This is a genomic window from Stenotrophomonas sp. FR012 (assembly GCF_047520565.2).
Lineage (GTDB): Bacteria > Pseudomonadota > Gammaproteobacteria > Xanthomonadales > Xanthomonadaceae > Stenotrophomonas > Stenotrophomonas sepilia.
In genome coordinates this window covers 614,685-631,285 of the sequence record NZ_JAXBQL020000001.1, presented here as the reverse complement: position 1 = coordinate 631,285, position 16,601 = coordinate 614,685, and the positions used below count along the sequence as shown (strand labels likewise).

Here is a 16,601-nt window from a genome sequence, read left to right as displayed (position 1 = left end):
GGGAACCTTCCGTCATGCCTAAATTTTTCATCGAACATCCAGTCTTCGCCTGGGTGGTTGCGATCCTGATCTCGCTCAGCGGCGTGATCGCGATCCTCAACCTGGGCGTGGAGTCCTATCCCAACATCGCCCCTCCGCAGGTCACCGTCTCGGCGACCTATCCGGGCGCCAGCGCCGATACCACGGAAAAGTCGGTCACCCAGGTGATCGAGCAGCAGCTGACCGGCATCGATCACCTGCTGTACTTCAGCTCCTCGTCCGCCTCCAACGGCCGTGCACAGATCACCCTGACCTTCGAGACCGGTACCGATCCGGACATCGCCCAGGTGCAGGTGCAGAACAAGGTCTCGCTGGCCACGCCACGCCTGCCTTCGGAAGTCACCCAGCAGGGCGTGGTGGTGGCCAAGGCCAACGCCGGCTTCCTGATGGTGGTGGCGCTGCAGTCCGATACCCCGACCATCAACCGTGACGCGCTGAACGACATCGTGGGCTCGCGCGTGCTCGACCAGGTCTCGCGCATCCCCGGCGTCGGCAGCACCCAGCAGTTCGGTTCCGAGTACGCCATGAACATCTGGCTGAACCCGGAAAAGATGCAGGGCTACGGCCTGTCGGCCAGCCAGGTACTGGCCGCGGTGCGTGCGCAGAACGTGCAGTTCGCCGCCGGCGCGCTGGGTTCGGATCCGTCGCCGGAAGGCCAGCACTTCACCGCCACGGTCTCGGCCGAAGGCCGCTTCAGCTCGCCGCAGGAATTCGAGAACATCATCCTGCGTGCCAACGCTGATGGCTCGCGCGTGCTGCTGAAGGACATCGCCCGCGTCGCCTTCGGTGCCAACAACTACGGCTTCGACACCCAGTACAACGGCAAGCCGACCGGCGCCTTCGCCATCCAGCTGCTGCCGGGCGCCAACGCCCTGAACGTGGCCGAAGCGGTGCGCGCCAAGATGGACGAGCTGCAGCCCAGCTTCCCGGCCGGCGTCACCTGGTTCTCGCCGTACGACAGCACCACCTTCGTCAAGATCTCGATCCAGGAAGTGGTCAAGACACTGTTTGAAGCAGTGTTCCTGGTGTTCCTGGTGATGCTGATCTTCCTGCAGAACTTCCGCGCCACGCTGATCCCGACCCTGGTCATCCCGGTGGCGCTGCTCGGTACCTTCCTGGGCATGTGGATGATCGGCTTCACGATCAACCAGCTGACGCTGTTCGCGATGGTGCTGGCGATCGGCATCGTGGTCGACGACGCGATCGTGGTGATCGAGAACGTCGAACGCATCATGACCGAGGAGGGCCTGGCGCCGAAGCCGGCCACGCAGAAGGCGATGACCCAGATCACCGGCGCGGTGGTGGCGATCACCGTCGTGCTGGCCGCGGTGTTCATCCCCTCCGCCCTGCAGGGCGGTGCCGCCGGCGAGATCTACAAGCAGTTCGCGCTGACCATCGCCATCTCGATGGCGTTCTCGGCGTTCCTGGCGCTGGGCTTCACCCCGGCGCTGTGCGCGACCTTCCTCAAGCCGACGCACAACGACAACCCGAACATCGTCTACCGCACCTTCAACAAGTACTACGACAAGATCAGCCACACCTATGTGGGCCACATCACCTCTGCGGTGCGCCATGCGCCGCGCTGGATGATCCTGTTCGTGGTGCTGACCGCGCTGTGCGGCTTCCTGTTCACCCGCATGCCGGGCAGCTTCCTGCCGGAAGAAGACCAGGGCTATGCGCTGGCGATCGTGCAGCTGCCGCCGGGCTCGACCAAGGGCCAGACCAACGAAGTGTTCGCGCAGATGCGTGGCATCCTGGAAAAGCAGGATGGCTATGAAGGCATGCTGCAGGTGGCCGGCTTCAGCTTCGTCGGTTCCGGCGAGAACGTGGGCATGGGCTTCATCCGCCTGAAGCCGTGGGAGGAACGCAAGTTCACCGCGCCCGAGTTCATCCAGAACATGAACGGCGCGTTCTACGGCATCAAGGAAGCGCAGATCTTCGTGGTCAACCTGCCCACCGTGCAGGGCCTCGGCCAGTTCGGTGGCTTTGACATGTGGCTGCAGGACCGTAGCGGTGCCGGCTACGAACAGTTGACCCAGGCCCGCAACATCCTGCTCGGCCAGGCCGCGCAGAAGCCGGACCACCTGGTTGGCGTGCGCCCCAACGGCCTGGAAAACGCGCCGCAGCTGCAGCTGCACGTGGACCGCGTGCAGGCGCAGTCGATGGGCATGTCGGTGTCGGACGTGTACAGCACCATCCAGCTGATGCTGGCCCCGGTGTACGTCAACGACTTCTTCTACGAAGGCCGCATCAAGCGCGTGACCATGCAGGCCGATGGCCCGTACCGCACTGGCCAGGAATCGCTGAAGAGCTTCTACAGCCCGTCCAGCCTGACCCAGAACGCCGATGGCACCAACGCGATGATCCCGTTGAACACGGTGGTCAAGTCCGAATGGGTGTCGGCGCCGCCGTCGCTGAGCCGCTACAACGGCTACTCGGCGATCAACATCGTCGGTTCGCAGGCACCGGGCACCAGCTCGGGTGAGGCGATGCAGACCATGGAAGGCATCGTCAACGACGACCTGCCGGCCGGCTTCGGCTACGACTGGTCGGGCATGTCCTACCAGGAAATCCTGGCCGGAAACGCTGCGACCCTGCTGCTGGTGCTGTCCATCGTGGTGGTGTTCCTGTGCCTGGCCGCCCTGTATGAAAGCTGGTCGATCCCGGTGGCGGTGCTGCTGGTGGTGCCGCTGGGCGTGCTGGGTGCCCTCGGCCTGTCGATGCTGCGCGGCCTGCCCAACGATCTGTTCTTCAAGATCGGCCTGATCACCGTGATCGGCCTGGCGGCGAAGAACGCGATCCTGATCGTGGAGTTCGCGGTGGAGCAGCGCGCAGCGGGCAAGAACCTGCGTGATGCCACCATCGAAGCGGCGCGCCTGCGTTTCCGCCCGATCCTGATGACCTCGTTCGCGTTCATCATGGGCGTGATCCCGATGGCGATCTCCACCGGTGCCGGCGCCAACTCCCGCCACGCCATCGGTACCGGCGTGATCGGCGGCATGCTGTTCGCCACCCTGCTCGGCCTGCTGATGATCCCGGTGTTCTTCGTGGTCGTGCGCCGCATGCTGGGCGACAAGCTGGACGAACCGTCCAAGGAGTTCATGGAACGCCAGCGCGATGCGGATGCCGCACATCGTCCGGATCGTTGATCCGGTGCTGCGCTGAGAACGAGAAGGCCCCGGAGCGATCCGGGGCCTTTTTATTGCCACAGTTGAATTCATGCCAACCCAGGTTGGCATCTACCGGAACAACGGCATTGCCGGTAGCCGCCAACCTTGGTTGGCGCTGTTCGGGCAACGCCTCAGCGCATCACCGCGACCACGGCGCACACCGCCACCAGAATCAGCGAGGCCCACTGCATGGGTACGAAGAAGAAATGGTGGGGCGCGGCATCCCCCTTCCGCCGCGGCGCACGGTTGAGCCACAGGCCCAGCACCACGTTCACCGCTGCGCCGAGGCCTGCGCCCAACAGAACCTGTGACAGCGGAGTATTGCCCCTGGGGCCGTCATGCGGAAAGAAGTACGCCAGCAGCAGGATCGCTGCAATCGGCGTCACCAGCGTCATGATTCCCCAACCGCGATAGATCACGTCGTCATCCTCGAAGAAACGGACTGCATTAGAGCAGCATGCGTCTCTGCAGGCCAACGGCAATGACGTCATCTGGATGACCATCATCCACGCGTGGCGTGGACCTACCGCCGCGCCGCCATTGCGGCGGCGCGGCCCTGCGACTCAGCGCAGCCCGGTTTCGTTGCGGGCGATCACCAGGCGCTGGATCTCCGAAGTACCTTCGTAGATCTCGGTGATCTTGGCATCACGGAAGTAGCGCTCCAGCGGCATTTCCTTGGAATACCCCATGCCGCCGTGGATCTGCACCGCCTGGTGGGTAATCCACATCGCCGCCTCAGAGGCGGTCAGCTTGGCAATGGCAGCCTCATTGCTGAAGCGCTTGCCCTGGCCCTTCACCCACGCCGCGCGCAGGGTCAGCAGCAGCGCTGCGTCCAGCTTGCACTTCATGTCGGCAATCTTGGCCTGGGTCATCTGGAAGGTACCGATGGCCGCGCCGAATGCCTTGCGCTCCTTGACGTATTCAATCGTCGCTTCATAGGCGGCACGGGCGATGCCGATGGCCTGCGAAGCGATGCCAATGCGACCGGCATCGAGCACGCTCATGGCGATCTTGAATCCCTCGCCTTCCTGGCCCAGCACGTCTTCGGCCTGCGCCACGTAGTCGTTGAACTCGATCTCGCAGGTGGCCGAGGCGCGGATGCCCAGCTTGGGCTCGGTCTTGCCACGACCGAAACCGGCCTTGTCGGTATCGATGATGAAGGCGGTGATGCCGCGCGCGGCCTTGTCCGGCTCGCTCATCGCGAACAGCACGATGTACTTGGCCACCGGACCGGAGGTGATCCAGCTCTTCTTGCCATTGATGACGAAGGTGCCGTCGGCCTGCTTCACCGCGCGGCAGCGCATGGCGGTGGCATCGGAACCGGACTGCGGCTCGGTCAGCGCGAACGCGCCGATGGCCGTGCCTTCGGCGATGGCACGTACGTAGGTCTGCTTCTGCTGCTCGGTACCGTGGGTCAGGATGCCGTTGCAGAACAGCGAATTGTTGACCGACATGATGGTCGAATGGGCTGCGTCGGCGGCGGCGACCTCCACCATCGCCAGCACGTACGCAACCGGGTCCATGCCCGCACCGCCGTATTCGGTCGGCACTTCAATGCCCATCAGGCCGTTCTCGCCCAGCAGGCGGATGTTGTCCAGCGGGAACTCGCCGGTGCGGTCATGATGCTCCGCACTGGGGGCGATCTTTTCCTGCGCGATACGCCGCGCAACGTCCTGCAGCATCAACTGCTCTTCGGTAAAGCTGAAATCCACAACACCCTCCCGGGTACATGAAGTTATGGGCCGCATACGGCGCGCCCAGGTGCTCCGATTGTACCGGGGCCCGGCAGTTTCCGTACGCTGGCGACTTGACCGCGACAGCCCCTTCAGCGAATATATCTCTATATCGCGATAGGTAGATGTTTATGGATCTGGAAGACTGGTCGACCCGCCTGAAGGTGTTCGCCGATGCCACTCGCGTGCGCCTGCTGGCGCTGCTGGAGCAGGAGGAACTGACCGTGGCCGAACTGTCGGCGATCACCCGGCTGGCGCAGCCGCGCGTGTCCACCCACCTGGCACGCCTGAAGGAAGCCGGCCTGGTCCGCGACCGCCGTGCCGGCGTGTCGGCCTACTACCGCTTCGACGAGGCCCAGCTGGACCCCGCGCAGCGTGCATTGTGGCATGCCTTGAGCAACGGAAGCGATGACCCGCTGCTGCGCCAGGACGCTGAACGCGTGGCCGCCGTGCTGGCCCACCGCGCCTCCGACCAGAACTGGGCCGACAGCGTGGCCGGCGACATGGAACGCCACTACTCGCCCGGGCGCACCTGGGAGGCGCTGGCCCGCACCGCGCTGCCGCTGCTTGAGACCGGCGACGTGCTGGATATCGCCTCTGGTGATGGCGTGCTGGCCGAACTGGTTGCCCCGCATTCCAAGCGCTACATCTGCATCGATACCAGCGCGCGCGTGGTTGCCGCCGCCAGTGAACGCCTGCGCCGCCTGCCCAATGTGGAAGTGCGCGAGGGCGACATGCATGCCCTGCCGTTCAAGGATGCCAGCTTCGACCTGGTCGTGCTGATGCATGCGCTCACCTACGCCAGCAAACCGGCGCAGGCGGTGACCGAAGCTGCACGCGTACTGCGCCCGGGCGGCCGCCTGCTGCTGTGCAGCCTGGCCCGCCACGAGCACAAGGCAGCGGTGGAGGCCTATGGCCACGTCAACCTCGGCTTCAGCGACAAGGAGCTGCGCAGGTTCGTCGACAAGGCCGGCCTGCAGGTGTCCAGCCTGGAGACGGTCACCCGCGAGAAGCGGCCGCCGCACTTCGAAGTGATTTCGCTGATCGCCAACAAGCCCTGAGCCACAGACCGCCATGCCCGCCCTGCCCTGGTTGCATCCCGATCGTGCCAACGCCCTGCTCGACGCCCTGCGCGAGCGGATCCTGATCATCGATGGTGCGATGGGTACGATGATCCAGCGCCACGGCCTGCAGGAAGACGATTACCGTGGCGAACGCTTCGCCGGTGGCTATGACCATCTGCATGGCTCCGGCTGTGATCACGCCACACCGGAAGGCCATGACCTGAAGGGCAACAACGATCTGCTGCTGCTGACCCGGCCGCAGATCGTCGCCGATATCCACACCGCCTACCTCGAGGCCGGTGCGGACCTGGTCGAAACCAACACCTTCAATGCAACCTCGGTCAGCCAGGCCGACTACCACCTCGAGCACCTGGTGTACGAGTTGAACAAGGCCGGCGCTGCGGTCGCGCGCACGTGCTGTGATGCAGTGGCCGCAACCACTCCGGGCAAGCCGCGCTTCGTGATCGGGGTGATCGGCCCGACCAGCCGCACCGCTTCGATCAGCCCCGACGTCAACGATCCCGGCTTCCGCAATACCAGCTTCGACGAGCTGCGCGACACCTACCGCGAAGCCATCGAGGGCCTGATCGACGGCGGCGCCGACACCCTCATGGTCGAGACCATCTTCGACACGCTCAACGCCAAGGCCGCGCTGTATGCGCTGGAGGAAGCGTTCGATGCGCGCGGCGCGCGGCTGCCGGTGATGATCTCCGGCACCATCACCGACGCTTCCGGTCGCACCCTGTCCGGGCAGACCGCCGAGGCCTTCCACGCATCTCTCGCCCACGCCCGGCCGTTGTCGATCGGCTTGAACTGCGCGCTGGGTGCCGATGCGATGCGCCCGCATGTGGAAACCCTCTCGCAGGTCGCCGACTGTTACGTCAGCGCCCACCCCAATGCAGGCCTGCCCAACGCGTTCGGCGAGTACGACGAAACCCCTGAAGAGATGGCCACCACCCTGCGCGGCTTCGCCGAGGATGGCCTGTTGAACCTGGTCGGCGGCTGCTGTGGCTCCACCCCCGAGCATATCCGTGCAATTGCCAATGCCGTGGCCGGACTGCCGCCGCGCGCACTGCCCGGCACCCGGGAGCAGGCCGCATGAACGTTGCCGCCACTGTCCCGCACTTCCCGCCCTACTGCTGTTGAGCCGACGCCTGCCATGACGCCTGTCCGCCCTACCCGCCTGTCCGGCCTGGAACCTCTGGTCATCACCCCGGACCTGCTGTTCATCAATGTCGGCGAACGCACCAACGTCACCGGCAGCGCGCAGTTCCGCAAGCTGATCAAGGAAGGCCGCTACGAGGAGGCGGTGGACGTGGCCCGCCAGCAGGTGGCCAGCGGCGCGCAGATCCTCGACGTCAACATGGACGAGGGCCTGATCGATTCGGAAGCGGCGATGACGCGCTACCTCAACCTGATCATGTCCGAGCCGGACATCGCGCGCATCCCGGTGATGGTCGACTCCTCCAAGTGGAGCGTGATCGAGGCCGGCCTGAAATGCCTGCAGGGCAAGAGCGTGGTCAACTCGATCTCGCTGAAGGAAGGCGAAGCGCTGTTCCGCGAGCACGCGCGCAAGGTGCTACGCTATGGTGCCGCGGCAGTGGTGATGGCGTTTGACGAGGCCGGGCAGGCAGACACCTGTGCGCGCAAGGTCGAGATCTGCACACGCGCCTACCGCATCCTGGTCGACGAGATCGGCTTCCCGCCGCAGGACATCATCTTCGACCCGAACATCTTCGCCGTCGCCACCGGCATCGAAGAGCACGACAACTACGCGGTGGACTTCATCGAAGCCACCCGCATCATCAAGCAGACCCTTCCGCACTGCCATGTCTCCGGCGGCGTCTCCAACGTCTCGTTCTCGTTCCGAGGCAACGAAACCGTGCGCCAGGCCATCCATTCGGTGTTCCTGTACCACGCGATCGCCGCCGGCATGGACATGGGCATCGTCAACGCCGGCGCGATGCCGATCTACGACGAACTGGAGCCGGACCTGCGCGAGCGTGTCGAGGACGTGATCCTCAACCGCCGAAGCGATGCCACCGAGCGCCTGCTGGAGATCGCCGAGCGCTACAAGGGCAAGAAGGGCGCGGCGAAGACCGAAGATCTGGCCTGGCGCGACAAGCCGGTGGCACAGCGCTTGGCACATGCCCTGGTACACGGCCTGGATGCCTTCGTCGAGGAAGACACCGAACTGGCCCGGCAGGCCTCCAGCCGCCCGCTGGACGTGATCGAAGGACCGCTTATGGACGGCATGAACATCGTCGGCGACCTGTTCGGCGCCGGCAAGATGTTCCTGCCACAGGTGGTGAAATCCGCGCGCGTGATGAAGAAGGCCGTGGCCTACCTGCTGCCTTACATCGAAGCGGAAAAGGCGCGCAGCGGTGACACCGCCAAGAGCAACGGCAAGATCATCATGGCCACGGTGAAGGGCGATGTGCATGACATCGGCAAGAACATCGTCGGCGTCGTACTGGCCTGCAACAACTTCGACGTGGTCGACCTCGGCGTGATGGTGCCGGCGCAGAAGATCCTCGATGCTGCCCGCGAGCACAACGCAGACCTGATCGGCCTGTCCGGGCTGATCACCCCGTCCCTGGAGGAGATGAGCCACGTCGCCCGCGAGATGGAGCGCCAGGGCTTCGACCTGCCGCTGCTGATCGGGGGCGCGACCACTTCGCGTGCGCATACCGCGCTGAAGATCGACCCGCACTACAAGGCGCCGACGGTGTGGGTGAAGGATGCGTCGCGCGCGGTTGGCGTGGCGCAGTCGCTGATCTCGCGTGATCTGCGCGAGGCCTTCGTTGCCGCCAACGAAGCCGACTATGCCGAAATCCGCGCACGCCACCGCAACCGGGGCGACGCCAAGCGCCTGGTCACACTGGAACATGCGCGCGCGCAGAAATTCCATGGCGGCTGGGACAACTACACTCCACCGACACCGAATCAGCCCGGCCTGCACGTGTTCGACGACTATCCCCTGGCCGAACTGGTCCACTACATCGACTGGACGCCGTTCTTCCAGGCCTGGGAGCTGGCCGGCAAGTTCCCGGCGATCCTCACCGACGGGATCGTCGGTACCCAGGCCAGCGAGCTGTACAAGGATGCCCGTGCGATGCTCGAGCGCATCGTCGGCGAGAAGTGGCTGACGGCCAAGGCCGTGTTCGGCCTGTGGCCGGCCAACAGCATCGGCGACGATGTCCGCGTGCAGCACGCACAGGGCGAAACCACCCTGCACTTCCTGCGCCAGCAGGTGGACAAGCCAGCCGAACGCCCGGATTTCTGCCTGGCCGATTTCATTGCACCGGCCGACAGCGGAAAGCAGGACTGGATCGGCGCGTTCGCTGTCACCGCCGGCATCGGCATCGACGCCCACGTCGCGCGCTTCGAGGCCGAGCATGACGATTACAACGCGATCCTGCTGAAAGCATTGGCCGACCGCTTCGCCGAGGCGCTGGCCGAGCGCCTGCACCAGCGCGTGCGTACCGAATTCTGGGGCTACGACCGCGCCGAGACGCTGGACAACGAGGCCCTGATCGACGAGCAGTACCGCGGCATCCGTCCGGCACCGGGCTACCCGGCCTGCCCCGAGCACAGCGAGAAGCGCCGCCTGTTCGACCTGCTGCAGGCTGAGAAGAACGCGGGCATGGAATTGACCGAGAGCTTCGCGATGCTGCCCACGGCCGCTGTCTCGGGCTACTACTTCAGCCATCCGCAGAGCCAGTACTTCGTGGTCGGGCGTCTCAGCCGCGAACAGGTCACCGACTATGCCCGGCGCAAGGGCGTGGACCGCGCCCAAGCCGAACGCTGGCTGGCCTCCAACCTCGACTACGACCCCGAATGACACAAAAAGGGGACGGAGGGGATTAAGTCGCTGATGCACAAACGACTTGATCCCCTCCGTCCCCTTTTTTGCTTCATCATTCGGCGATGACCGTTCCCGTTGCCCGCCTCTCAAGTTTCTACCTGTTCTACTACGCGGCGCTCGGCGCGTTCACGCCGTACTGGAGCCTGTTCCTGACCGCGCGCGGCATGAGCGTGACCGCGATCAGCGTGATGATGGGCCTGTGGTACGCCACCCGCGTGATCGCACCCAGTACCTGGACCTCGCTGGCGGCCGCATCACCGCGGCCGATCCGCCTGCTGCGCGTCGGCTGCGTGCTGACCCTGCTCAGCTTCGCTGCCTTCCTGCTGCCACTGCCGCAGCCGTGGATGTACCCGGCGATGATCGTGTTCTGCTTCTTCTACAACGCGGTGATGCCGCAGTTCGAGTCGATCACCCTCACCCACCTGGGCAACGACAGCCATCGCTACGGGTTGATCCGGGTCTGGGGCTCGCTCGGTTTCATCGCCGTGGTCACCCTGTTCGGCTGGCTGATCGAGGGCGATGGCGCCGGCAACCACGCCGGATTGTTGCCGTGGATGATGCTGCCCCTGTTCGTGCTGCTGGTTGCCTCGGCCTTCAGCAACCACTACGCGCGCGGCATCGGCAAGACTGCGGGTGACACCAGCGGCTTCTGGCAGATCGTGCGCCGACCGCCGGTGCTGGCGTTCTTCCTGGCCGCCTTCATGGAACAGCTGTCGTTCGGCCCGTACTACACGTTCTTTTCGGTCTACATGGACCATCACGGCTACCGTACCTCCACCCTTGGCCTGCTGTGGACCATCGGCGTGGTCTTCGAAGTGGGCGTGTTCTTCACCATCGGCCGCTTCTTCCGCCGCTACGACGCCAGCTGGATGCTGCTGATCGCGCTGGTCAGTTCCTGCCTGCGCTGGGCCGTGACCGCACTGTTCCCGGAGAACCTGCCGGTGATGCTTCTGGCGCAGACCGCGCACGCGCTGGGCTTTGCCGCGTTCTTCGCTGCAGCGATGCAGATGCTGGCGACCTACTTCCCCGGTCGTCTCAACGGCCACGGCCAAGGACTGCTGTACGGCTTTTCGTCCGGTGTCGGCGGTGTGCTGGGCGCGCTCATTGCCGGCCAACTGTGGAAGATCGACGACGGCCGCACCGCGTTCCTGGCCGGCAGCGGCTTCGCCCTGATTGGCGCCCTGCTCTGCTTCTTCGCGCTGAGCCTGCCGCTGATACGCGCGCGCCGGACCCACGGCGCACACTGACAACGCTCCGATTCAGCGCTGCAGCAACACCTGCTGCAGCGATGGCAGCAGCACGCGGTTGCCATGCGCGCTGAGATGATCTCCATCGAAGAACAGCGGGCGGCCATCGCGCTGCGCGGGACATAGCGCGTCGTCGCACAGCACCGGCATCGGGTCCCACAGCACGCCACCCGGCAGTCCATCAACCACCTGCTGCAGGCTGCCCAGCATCGGCGCACGCAGCGCTTCCATCGCCTCGCGCGTGCTGTCCAGGCCATTGCGGCAGACTTCGTTGCGCGCATTGAATTGGTCCGAGCAGCGATAGGGCGGCGCCGGCAGCACCGGCTTGGGCGCCTCCAGCACGATGCGCACACCGCGCTCGGCCAGTGGCTTCCACTGCTTGATCGCCTCGACCGCTTCGGCCTCACGCCCTGCCGTGGCCTCCGCTGTCAGTTCGCCCGCCAGCTGCGCCCGCGCATCGAACAGCACGAACTGATCGGACAGGCGCGGCATCCGCAGCGACACCAGCACCACGGCATCGCCCGGCTGCGCGCGCCGCGCGATATCGGCGAACACCGCGGCATCGAAATCAGCGCAACCGGCACCCGCCCCACGCCACTTCTGCAGGCTCACCTGCGGGCATCCGCCGCGGCCATAGAGGGAGACCTCCGAGCCGGTTTCCAGCGCCAGCCGCTGCAGCAGCTCGATGTAAGCCATCGCATGCGAATCACCGGCAACAAACACCCGCTTCGGCGCGCCGGCCGGCGTCGGGCGGTCGCAGTTTCCACGGGCAAAGGTCCGCGCACTGCCGCCTTCGAAACGATGCTTGGCAGCCAGCAGAGCGCAATTGGGATAATCGCCAGCCACGCTCTTGCCATTGGGGTACCAATCGGCCGGATGCCGGCTGACGGTACTCAGCGACAGTCGTGGCGCCTGCTGATAGAGCAATGCCTGGATACCGGCGGCGCACAGCAGTACGACCGCGCCGGCCAGCACCCAACGCCCGGGGCGCAGGCGCTGCGCCAACGTGCCGCGGAACGGCTGTTCCACCCAGCGCCACGACGCCCATGACAGCACCAGTACCAGCACCATCGCAGCGGTCATCTGCCAGGGTGCCTGCAGGCCCACGGTCCAGCGCATCAGCACGAACACCGGCCAGTGCCACAGATACAGCGAGTACGAAAGCAGACCGATGCGGCGCATCGGAGCGCTGGCCAACAGGCGCGCCACCCATGCCTGCGGATGGTGATGCAGCGCCCAGAGCAGGCCCGCGGTGGCGAAGGCCGGCAGCAGGCCGTCAGGCCACGGCGAGCGCCCGGCACGCGAGGACCATAGCGCCCACCCCAGCAGGGCCAGCGCCATCATGGCCAGCAGGGAAAACACCGGCGCAGCGCGCTTCAGTGCCTGACTGGTTGCCGGGTCCAGCGATTGCCGCACGTGCAGCAGCTGGAACAACAGCACGCCCACCCCCAGTTGCCAGAGACGGGTGCTGGTGGCGTAGAACGCCCACGATGGCGGCGCCTCGCGCAGACCCAGCACCGCAGCGTGCAGCAGCGATGCCATGCTGACCAGTGCGAACAGGCCCAGGCTGATCCAACGCCCGCGCGCGCCAAGTGCCCAGGCCAGGAACAGCAACGGGAACAGCAGGTAGAACTGCTCTTCCACACCCAGCGACCAGGTATGGGTATAGGGATTGAATTCGGCCTTGGGCGCGAAGTAATCGTTGCCGATCGCCGCCAGCACCCAGTTGCTGAAGCCGAACAACGCCATCAGCCCCGTCTTGTCGCTGGCTTCGCTGAGCCACGACTCGGGAATGAACAGCACGCTCGCCACAGCGGTCAGCAACATGCACGCCAGCAGCGCTGGTGCGATGCGACGGATGCGACGCGCATAGAAGCGCAGCATCGACTGCCCCAGCGACAGCGGCGGCAGCCGGTGTACTGATGCGCTGACCACGAAACCGGAGATGACGAAGAACACATCCACGCCAGTGAACCCGCCTGGCAACCAGGCCGGGTCCAGGTGGAACACGATGACGGCCAGCACCGCGATCGCGCGCAGGCCGTCAATGTGCGGCACGTAGCCGCGGCTTGGATCAGCGGTCATCCCTTCCCCCACGGCCGCGACGGCAGCGCGCCCGCGGCGGTCACGCGCTTACCAGACCAGGTCGTCCGGCACCTGGTATTGCGGGTCCGCGTACGGATCCTCCTCGGCCGGCGCATTCGGATCGACCTTCAGCGCCACCGACGCGGCGAACACCGCCTCGGACTGCGCCAGCACCTCGGCGGTCACCAGCAGGTAGCGGCCATTGAGCTGGACCACCCCAAGCTCGCCGGCATTGAGCGCGGTCAGCTGTTCGGCGGTCACATAGATGCGCTTGATCTTGCCGCCATATGGGAAGTGGCGGGCGATATCGGCCGCTTCCGAGTTCAGGCTCTTGTCCTTCAGCAGTTCTTCCAGCTTGGCCTTGGCCTCGCGGCGCACACGCGCCTCTTCCTGCTTCAGGCGCTCGGTCTCGATGCGCTCTTCCTTTTCCTTCTGCGCGCGGATGGCGTAGGCCTTGGCCAGGTCCATCTCTTCGGCGCTGCGCGGCTTGCGCGGGCCCTGCTGGCCTGGGCCACGTGACTGACCGGGCTTGCCCGGGCCGCCGTGGCCATGCCCACGACGCTCGCCGGGCTTGTGCTCGCCCTTGCCAGCGCCCTGCGGCTTTCCATTGCCGTTGCCACCCTTGCCCTGCGGGCGACCATCACGGCGGGGGCCATCATTCTTGCGCTCGGGCTTGGGCGCAGGCTTGAAGCCCAGGCCCATCAGCTGGTCGCGGAGGGTATCGCTCATAGGATTCGGATCAGTAGTGCGGCGGCGGCGGTTCGCTCGCCGGATCGGAAGAATTCAGCGCGTTGCGGACCTTGCCCAGGTCTTCCAGCAGCACGCGCAGCACGTCGGCGTTGCGCATGCCCTGCATGCGGGCATCGGCCAGCGCATCGCTCAGTTCGGCCAGCGCCTGTTCCTGGAAGGACACGCGCATTTCCAGTTCGACTAGGCGCGCTTCCAGCGCCTGCTCGCGTTCGGTTGGCAGCAGATCAGACATGCAGCGAGCGCCCCCGGCCAATGCCGTAGTACGCCAGGCCCGCCGCTTCCACATCCGCCGGCTCGTACAGGTTGCGGCCGTCGAACACCACCGCGTCCTTCAACTGCTCGCGCAGCCTCTGGAAATCGGGGCTGCGGAACTGCTTCCACTCGGTCACCACGACCAGTGCATCGGCCCCCTGCAGCGCCTCGTCGGCACTGCTGCAGAACACCAGATCATCGCGCTCGCCGAAGATGCGCTGCGACTCGTGCATCGCTTCCGGATCGTAGGCACGCACCGTCGCGCCGCCTTCCCACAGCTGCGCCAGCAGGCGACGGCTGGAGGCTTCGCGCATGTCATCGGTGTTCGGCTTGAACGCCAGGCCCCACACGGCAAAGGTCTTGCCACGCACACCTTCGTCTTCACCCTTGTCGTAATGACGCTGGATGAGAGCGAACAGATGGCCCTTCTGCGCGTCGTTGACCGCTTCCACGGCGTTCAGCAGCTTCGGCTCCAGGCCGGCCTGCTGCGCGGTGCGGGCCAGCGCCTGCACATCCTTGGGGAAGCACGAGCCGCCGTAACCGGCGCCCGGGTAGATGAAATGCCAGCCGATGCGCGGATCCGAGCCAATGCCCTGGCGGACCTGCTCGACATCGGCGCCGACACGTTCGGCGATGTTGGCGATTTCGTTCATGAACGAGATCTTGGTCGCCAGCATCGCGTTGGCGGCGTACTTGGTCAGCTCCGCCGAACGCACGTCCATTTCCACCACGCGGTCGTGGTTGCGGTTGAACGGTGCGTACAGGCGCCGCATCACCGCCACCGACTCGGCGCTGGTCGCGCCGATGATGATGCGATCCGGGCGCATGCAGTCGGCGACAGCGTCGCCTTCCTTCAGGAATTCCGGGTTGGACACCACATCGAAGGCGATGTCCGCGCCACGTGCCGCCAACTCTGCGGCAATGGCAGCACGCACCTTGTCGGCGGTGCCCACCGGCACCGTCGACTTGTTGACCACCACGGTCGGCACGCTCATGTGCCGCCCGATGGTGCGGGCCACAGCCAGCACGTACTGCAGATCGGCACTGCCATCCTCGTCCGGCGGCGTGCCGACGGCGATGAACACGACCTGGCCGTGGCCGATCGCGGCCGCGGCATCGGTGGTGAACGCCAGCCGCGACGCGGCGTGGTTGGCCTTCACCATCGGCTCCAGGCCCGGCTCATAGATCGGGATGATGCCCTGGTTGAGGCCATCGACCTTGGCCTGGTCGATATCGACGCAGACCACCTGGTGGCCGACATCGGCCAGGCAGGTACCGGTCACCAGCCCTACATAACCGGTACCGAAAATCGCAACGCGCATGTCCGTGCAGGCTCCGTGGTCGCTTACGGCAGGACGCCCAGCAGCTCGACGTCGAAGGTCAGAGTCGCGTTCGGGCCGATCGGGCCACCCGGGGTGCCGTTCTCACCGTAAGCCAGCTCACCCGGGATCCAGAAGCGGTACTTCGAACCGACCGGCATCAGCGCGACGCCTTCGGTCCAGCCCTTGATCACCTGGTCCAGGCCGAACTCGGCCGGCTGGCGACCATAGGAGCTGTCAAACACGGTGCCGTTGAGCAGCTTGCCTTCGTAGTTCACACGCACCTTGCTGCTCGGCAGCGGGCGCTCGCCGCTACCCGGGCGGATGATCTGGTACTGCAGGCCAGACGGGGTGGTCACCACGCCCGGCTGGGTCTTGTTCTTGGCCAGGAACGCGTTGCCTTCCTCGCGGTTGGTCTGCGCAGCGGCGGCGGCCTTGGCCTGCATCTCGGCCTGCTTGCTGCCCATGAAGGCCTGGATGGTGGCGGTCGCGTCAGCTTCCGTCATCTTCGGCTGGCCCTTGCTCAGGCCTGTGCTGATCGCGTCAAACAGCGAGGCGACATCGATGTCGTCCTTCAGCTGTGCCAGCGACGGGCCGACCGAGTACGAACCGATCATCTGCGACACTTTGACGCGATCGACCTTCGGCGGCTGCGAACCCGGCGCCATGCCCGGCACCTGCTGGCCACTGCGGGCCATCACGACCTGGCGCAACGCGGCATCGGTGGCCTTGGCCTGTTCCTGGGTGATCTGCGGCTGCAGGCCTTCGAACGAACGCTCCACGGCAGTGCGCAGCGCGGCCACATCGATCTCATCGGCGATCGGGGTGAACGACTTGGCGACATCAAGGCCGATGGCGTAGCCGAGCTTCTGCTTGGGGGAATTCAAGGTTGCGGTCTCCTTGGCGGCTGCGGGGGCAGCCGGTTGTTGCGACAGAGCGACACCCGAAGTGCCCATCGCCAGAATCAGAACCGACGCCGCGGCGCCGCGCATTCCCATCTTCATTCGCTGCATTCCTGGAAGTGTCTGGGCGCCGACGTCGGCGCGAAAAGAAACATTGTCGCACGCATGCCGT

The 16,601-nt window shown here is 65.6% G+C and carries 12 protein-coding genes; 5 read left to right on the top strand and 7 right to left on the bottom strand.

The window, feature by feature from the left end; genetic code table 11:
- Positions 1-14 precede the first annotated feature (14 nt).
- Entirely contained in the window at positions 15-3,188 is a 3,174-nt protein-coding gene (locus ACM0O9_RS03045) for a multidrug efflux RND transporter permease subunit (RefSeq protein WP_053499470.1), read from the top strand.
- A 152-nt stretch (positions 3,189-3,340) separates the two neighbouring features.
- On the opposite strand, the gene ACM0O9_RS03040 is transcribed toward ACM0O9_RS03045, so the two are convergent.
- Together ACM0O9_RS03040 and ACM0O9_RS03035 are read right to left on the bottom strand one after the other, a co-directional pair.
- A complete protein-coding gene (locus ACM0O9_RS03040; RefSeq protein WP_235649370.1) occupies positions 3,341-3,712 on the bottom strand; it encodes a hypothetical protein in 372 nt (123 codons plus the stop codon).
- 60 nt (positions 3,713-3,772) lie between these two features.
- Positions 3,773-4,921, bottom strand: a complete 1,149-nt coding sequence (locus tag ACM0O9_RS03035) for an acyl-CoA dehydrogenase family protein (protein WP_005417433.1) — start codon at positions 4,919-4,921, stop codon at positions 3,773-3,775.
- Between the two features lie 152 nt (positions 4,922-5,073).
- Between ACM0O9_RS03035 and ACM0O9_RS03030 the strand changes: the two genes are divergently transcribed.
- The 4 genes from ACM0O9_RS03030 to ACM0O9_RS03015 all read left to right on the top strand — a co-directional run bounded on the left by ACM0O9_RS03030 (position 5,074) and on the right by ACM0O9_RS03015 (position 11,121).
- Positions 5,074-6,003, top strand: a complete 930-nt coding sequence (locus ACM0O9_RS03030) for an ArsR/SmtB family transcription factor (RefSeq protein ID WP_049412993.1) — start codon at positions 5,074-5,076, stop codon at positions 6,001-6,003.
- A 13-nt stretch (positions 6,004-6,016) separates the two neighbouring features.
- Positions 6,017-7,108 carry a homocysteine S-methyltransferase family protein gene (locus tag ACM0O9_RS03025; RefSeq protein WP_065178607.1) on the top strand — a complete coding sequence of 364 codons (1,092 nt, stop codon included), beginning with the start codon at positions 6,017-6,019 and terminating at the stop codon, positions 7,106-7,108.
- 57 nt (positions 7,109-7,165) lie between these two features.
- On the top strand, positions 7,166-9,850 hold the full coding sequence (gene metH / locus ACM0O9_RS03020; protein ID WP_065178606.1) for a methionine synthase: 2,685 nt from the start codon (positions 7,166-7,168) through the stop codon (positions 9,848-9,850).
- Positions 9,851-9,936: 86 nt separating this feature from the next.
- Positions 9,937-11,121, top strand: coding sequence for an MFS transporter (locus ACM0O9_RS03015; RefSeq protein WP_065178605.1), 1,185 nt, complete (start codon positions 9,937-9,939; stop codon positions 11,119-11,121).
- 12 nt (positions 11,122-11,133) lie between these two features.
- Here the strand turns inward: ACM0O9_RS03015 and ACM0O9_RS03010 are convergent, their stop codons facing one another.
- From ACM0O9_RS03010 to ACM0O9_RS02990, 5 genes are read right to left on the bottom strand one after another with little or no spacing between them, the layout of a single operon-like run.
- Positions 11,134-13,206, bottom strand: coding sequence for an acyltransferase family protein (locus ACM0O9_RS03010; RefSeq protein WP_414603775.1), 2,073 nt, complete (start codon positions 13,204-13,206; stop codon positions 11,134-11,136).
- A 48-nt stretch (positions 13,207-13,254) separates the two neighbouring features.
- On the bottom strand, positions 13,255-13,935 hold the full coding sequence (locus ACM0O9_RS03005) for a DUF2058 domain-containing protein (RefSeq protein WP_005417446.1): 681 nt from the start codon (positions 13,933-13,935) through the stop codon (positions 13,255-13,257).
- Between the two features lie 10 nt (positions 13,936-13,945).
- Positions 13,946-14,188, bottom strand: a complete 243-nt coding sequence (locus tag ACM0O9_RS03000; protein WP_005410256.1) for a SlyX family protein — start codon at positions 14,186-14,188, stop codon at positions 13,946-13,948.
- Positions 14,181-15,530 carry a UDP-glucose dehydrogenase family protein gene (locus tag ACM0O9_RS02995; protein WP_065178603.1) on the bottom strand — a complete coding sequence of 450 codons (1,350 nt, stop codon included), beginning with the start codon at positions 15,528-15,530 and terminating at the stop codon, positions 14,181-14,183. Before ACM0O9_RS02995 ends, ACM0O9_RS03000 begins: the two co-directional genes overlap by 8 nt.
- Before the next feature lie 23 nt (positions 15,531-15,553).
- On the bottom strand, positions 15,554-16,531 hold the full coding sequence (locus ACM0O9_RS02990) for an FKBP-type peptidyl-prolyl cis-trans isomerase (protein WP_014037761.1): 978 nt from the start codon (positions 16,529-16,531) through the stop codon (positions 15,554-15,556).
- Positions 16,532-16,601: the final 70 nt, after the last annotated feature.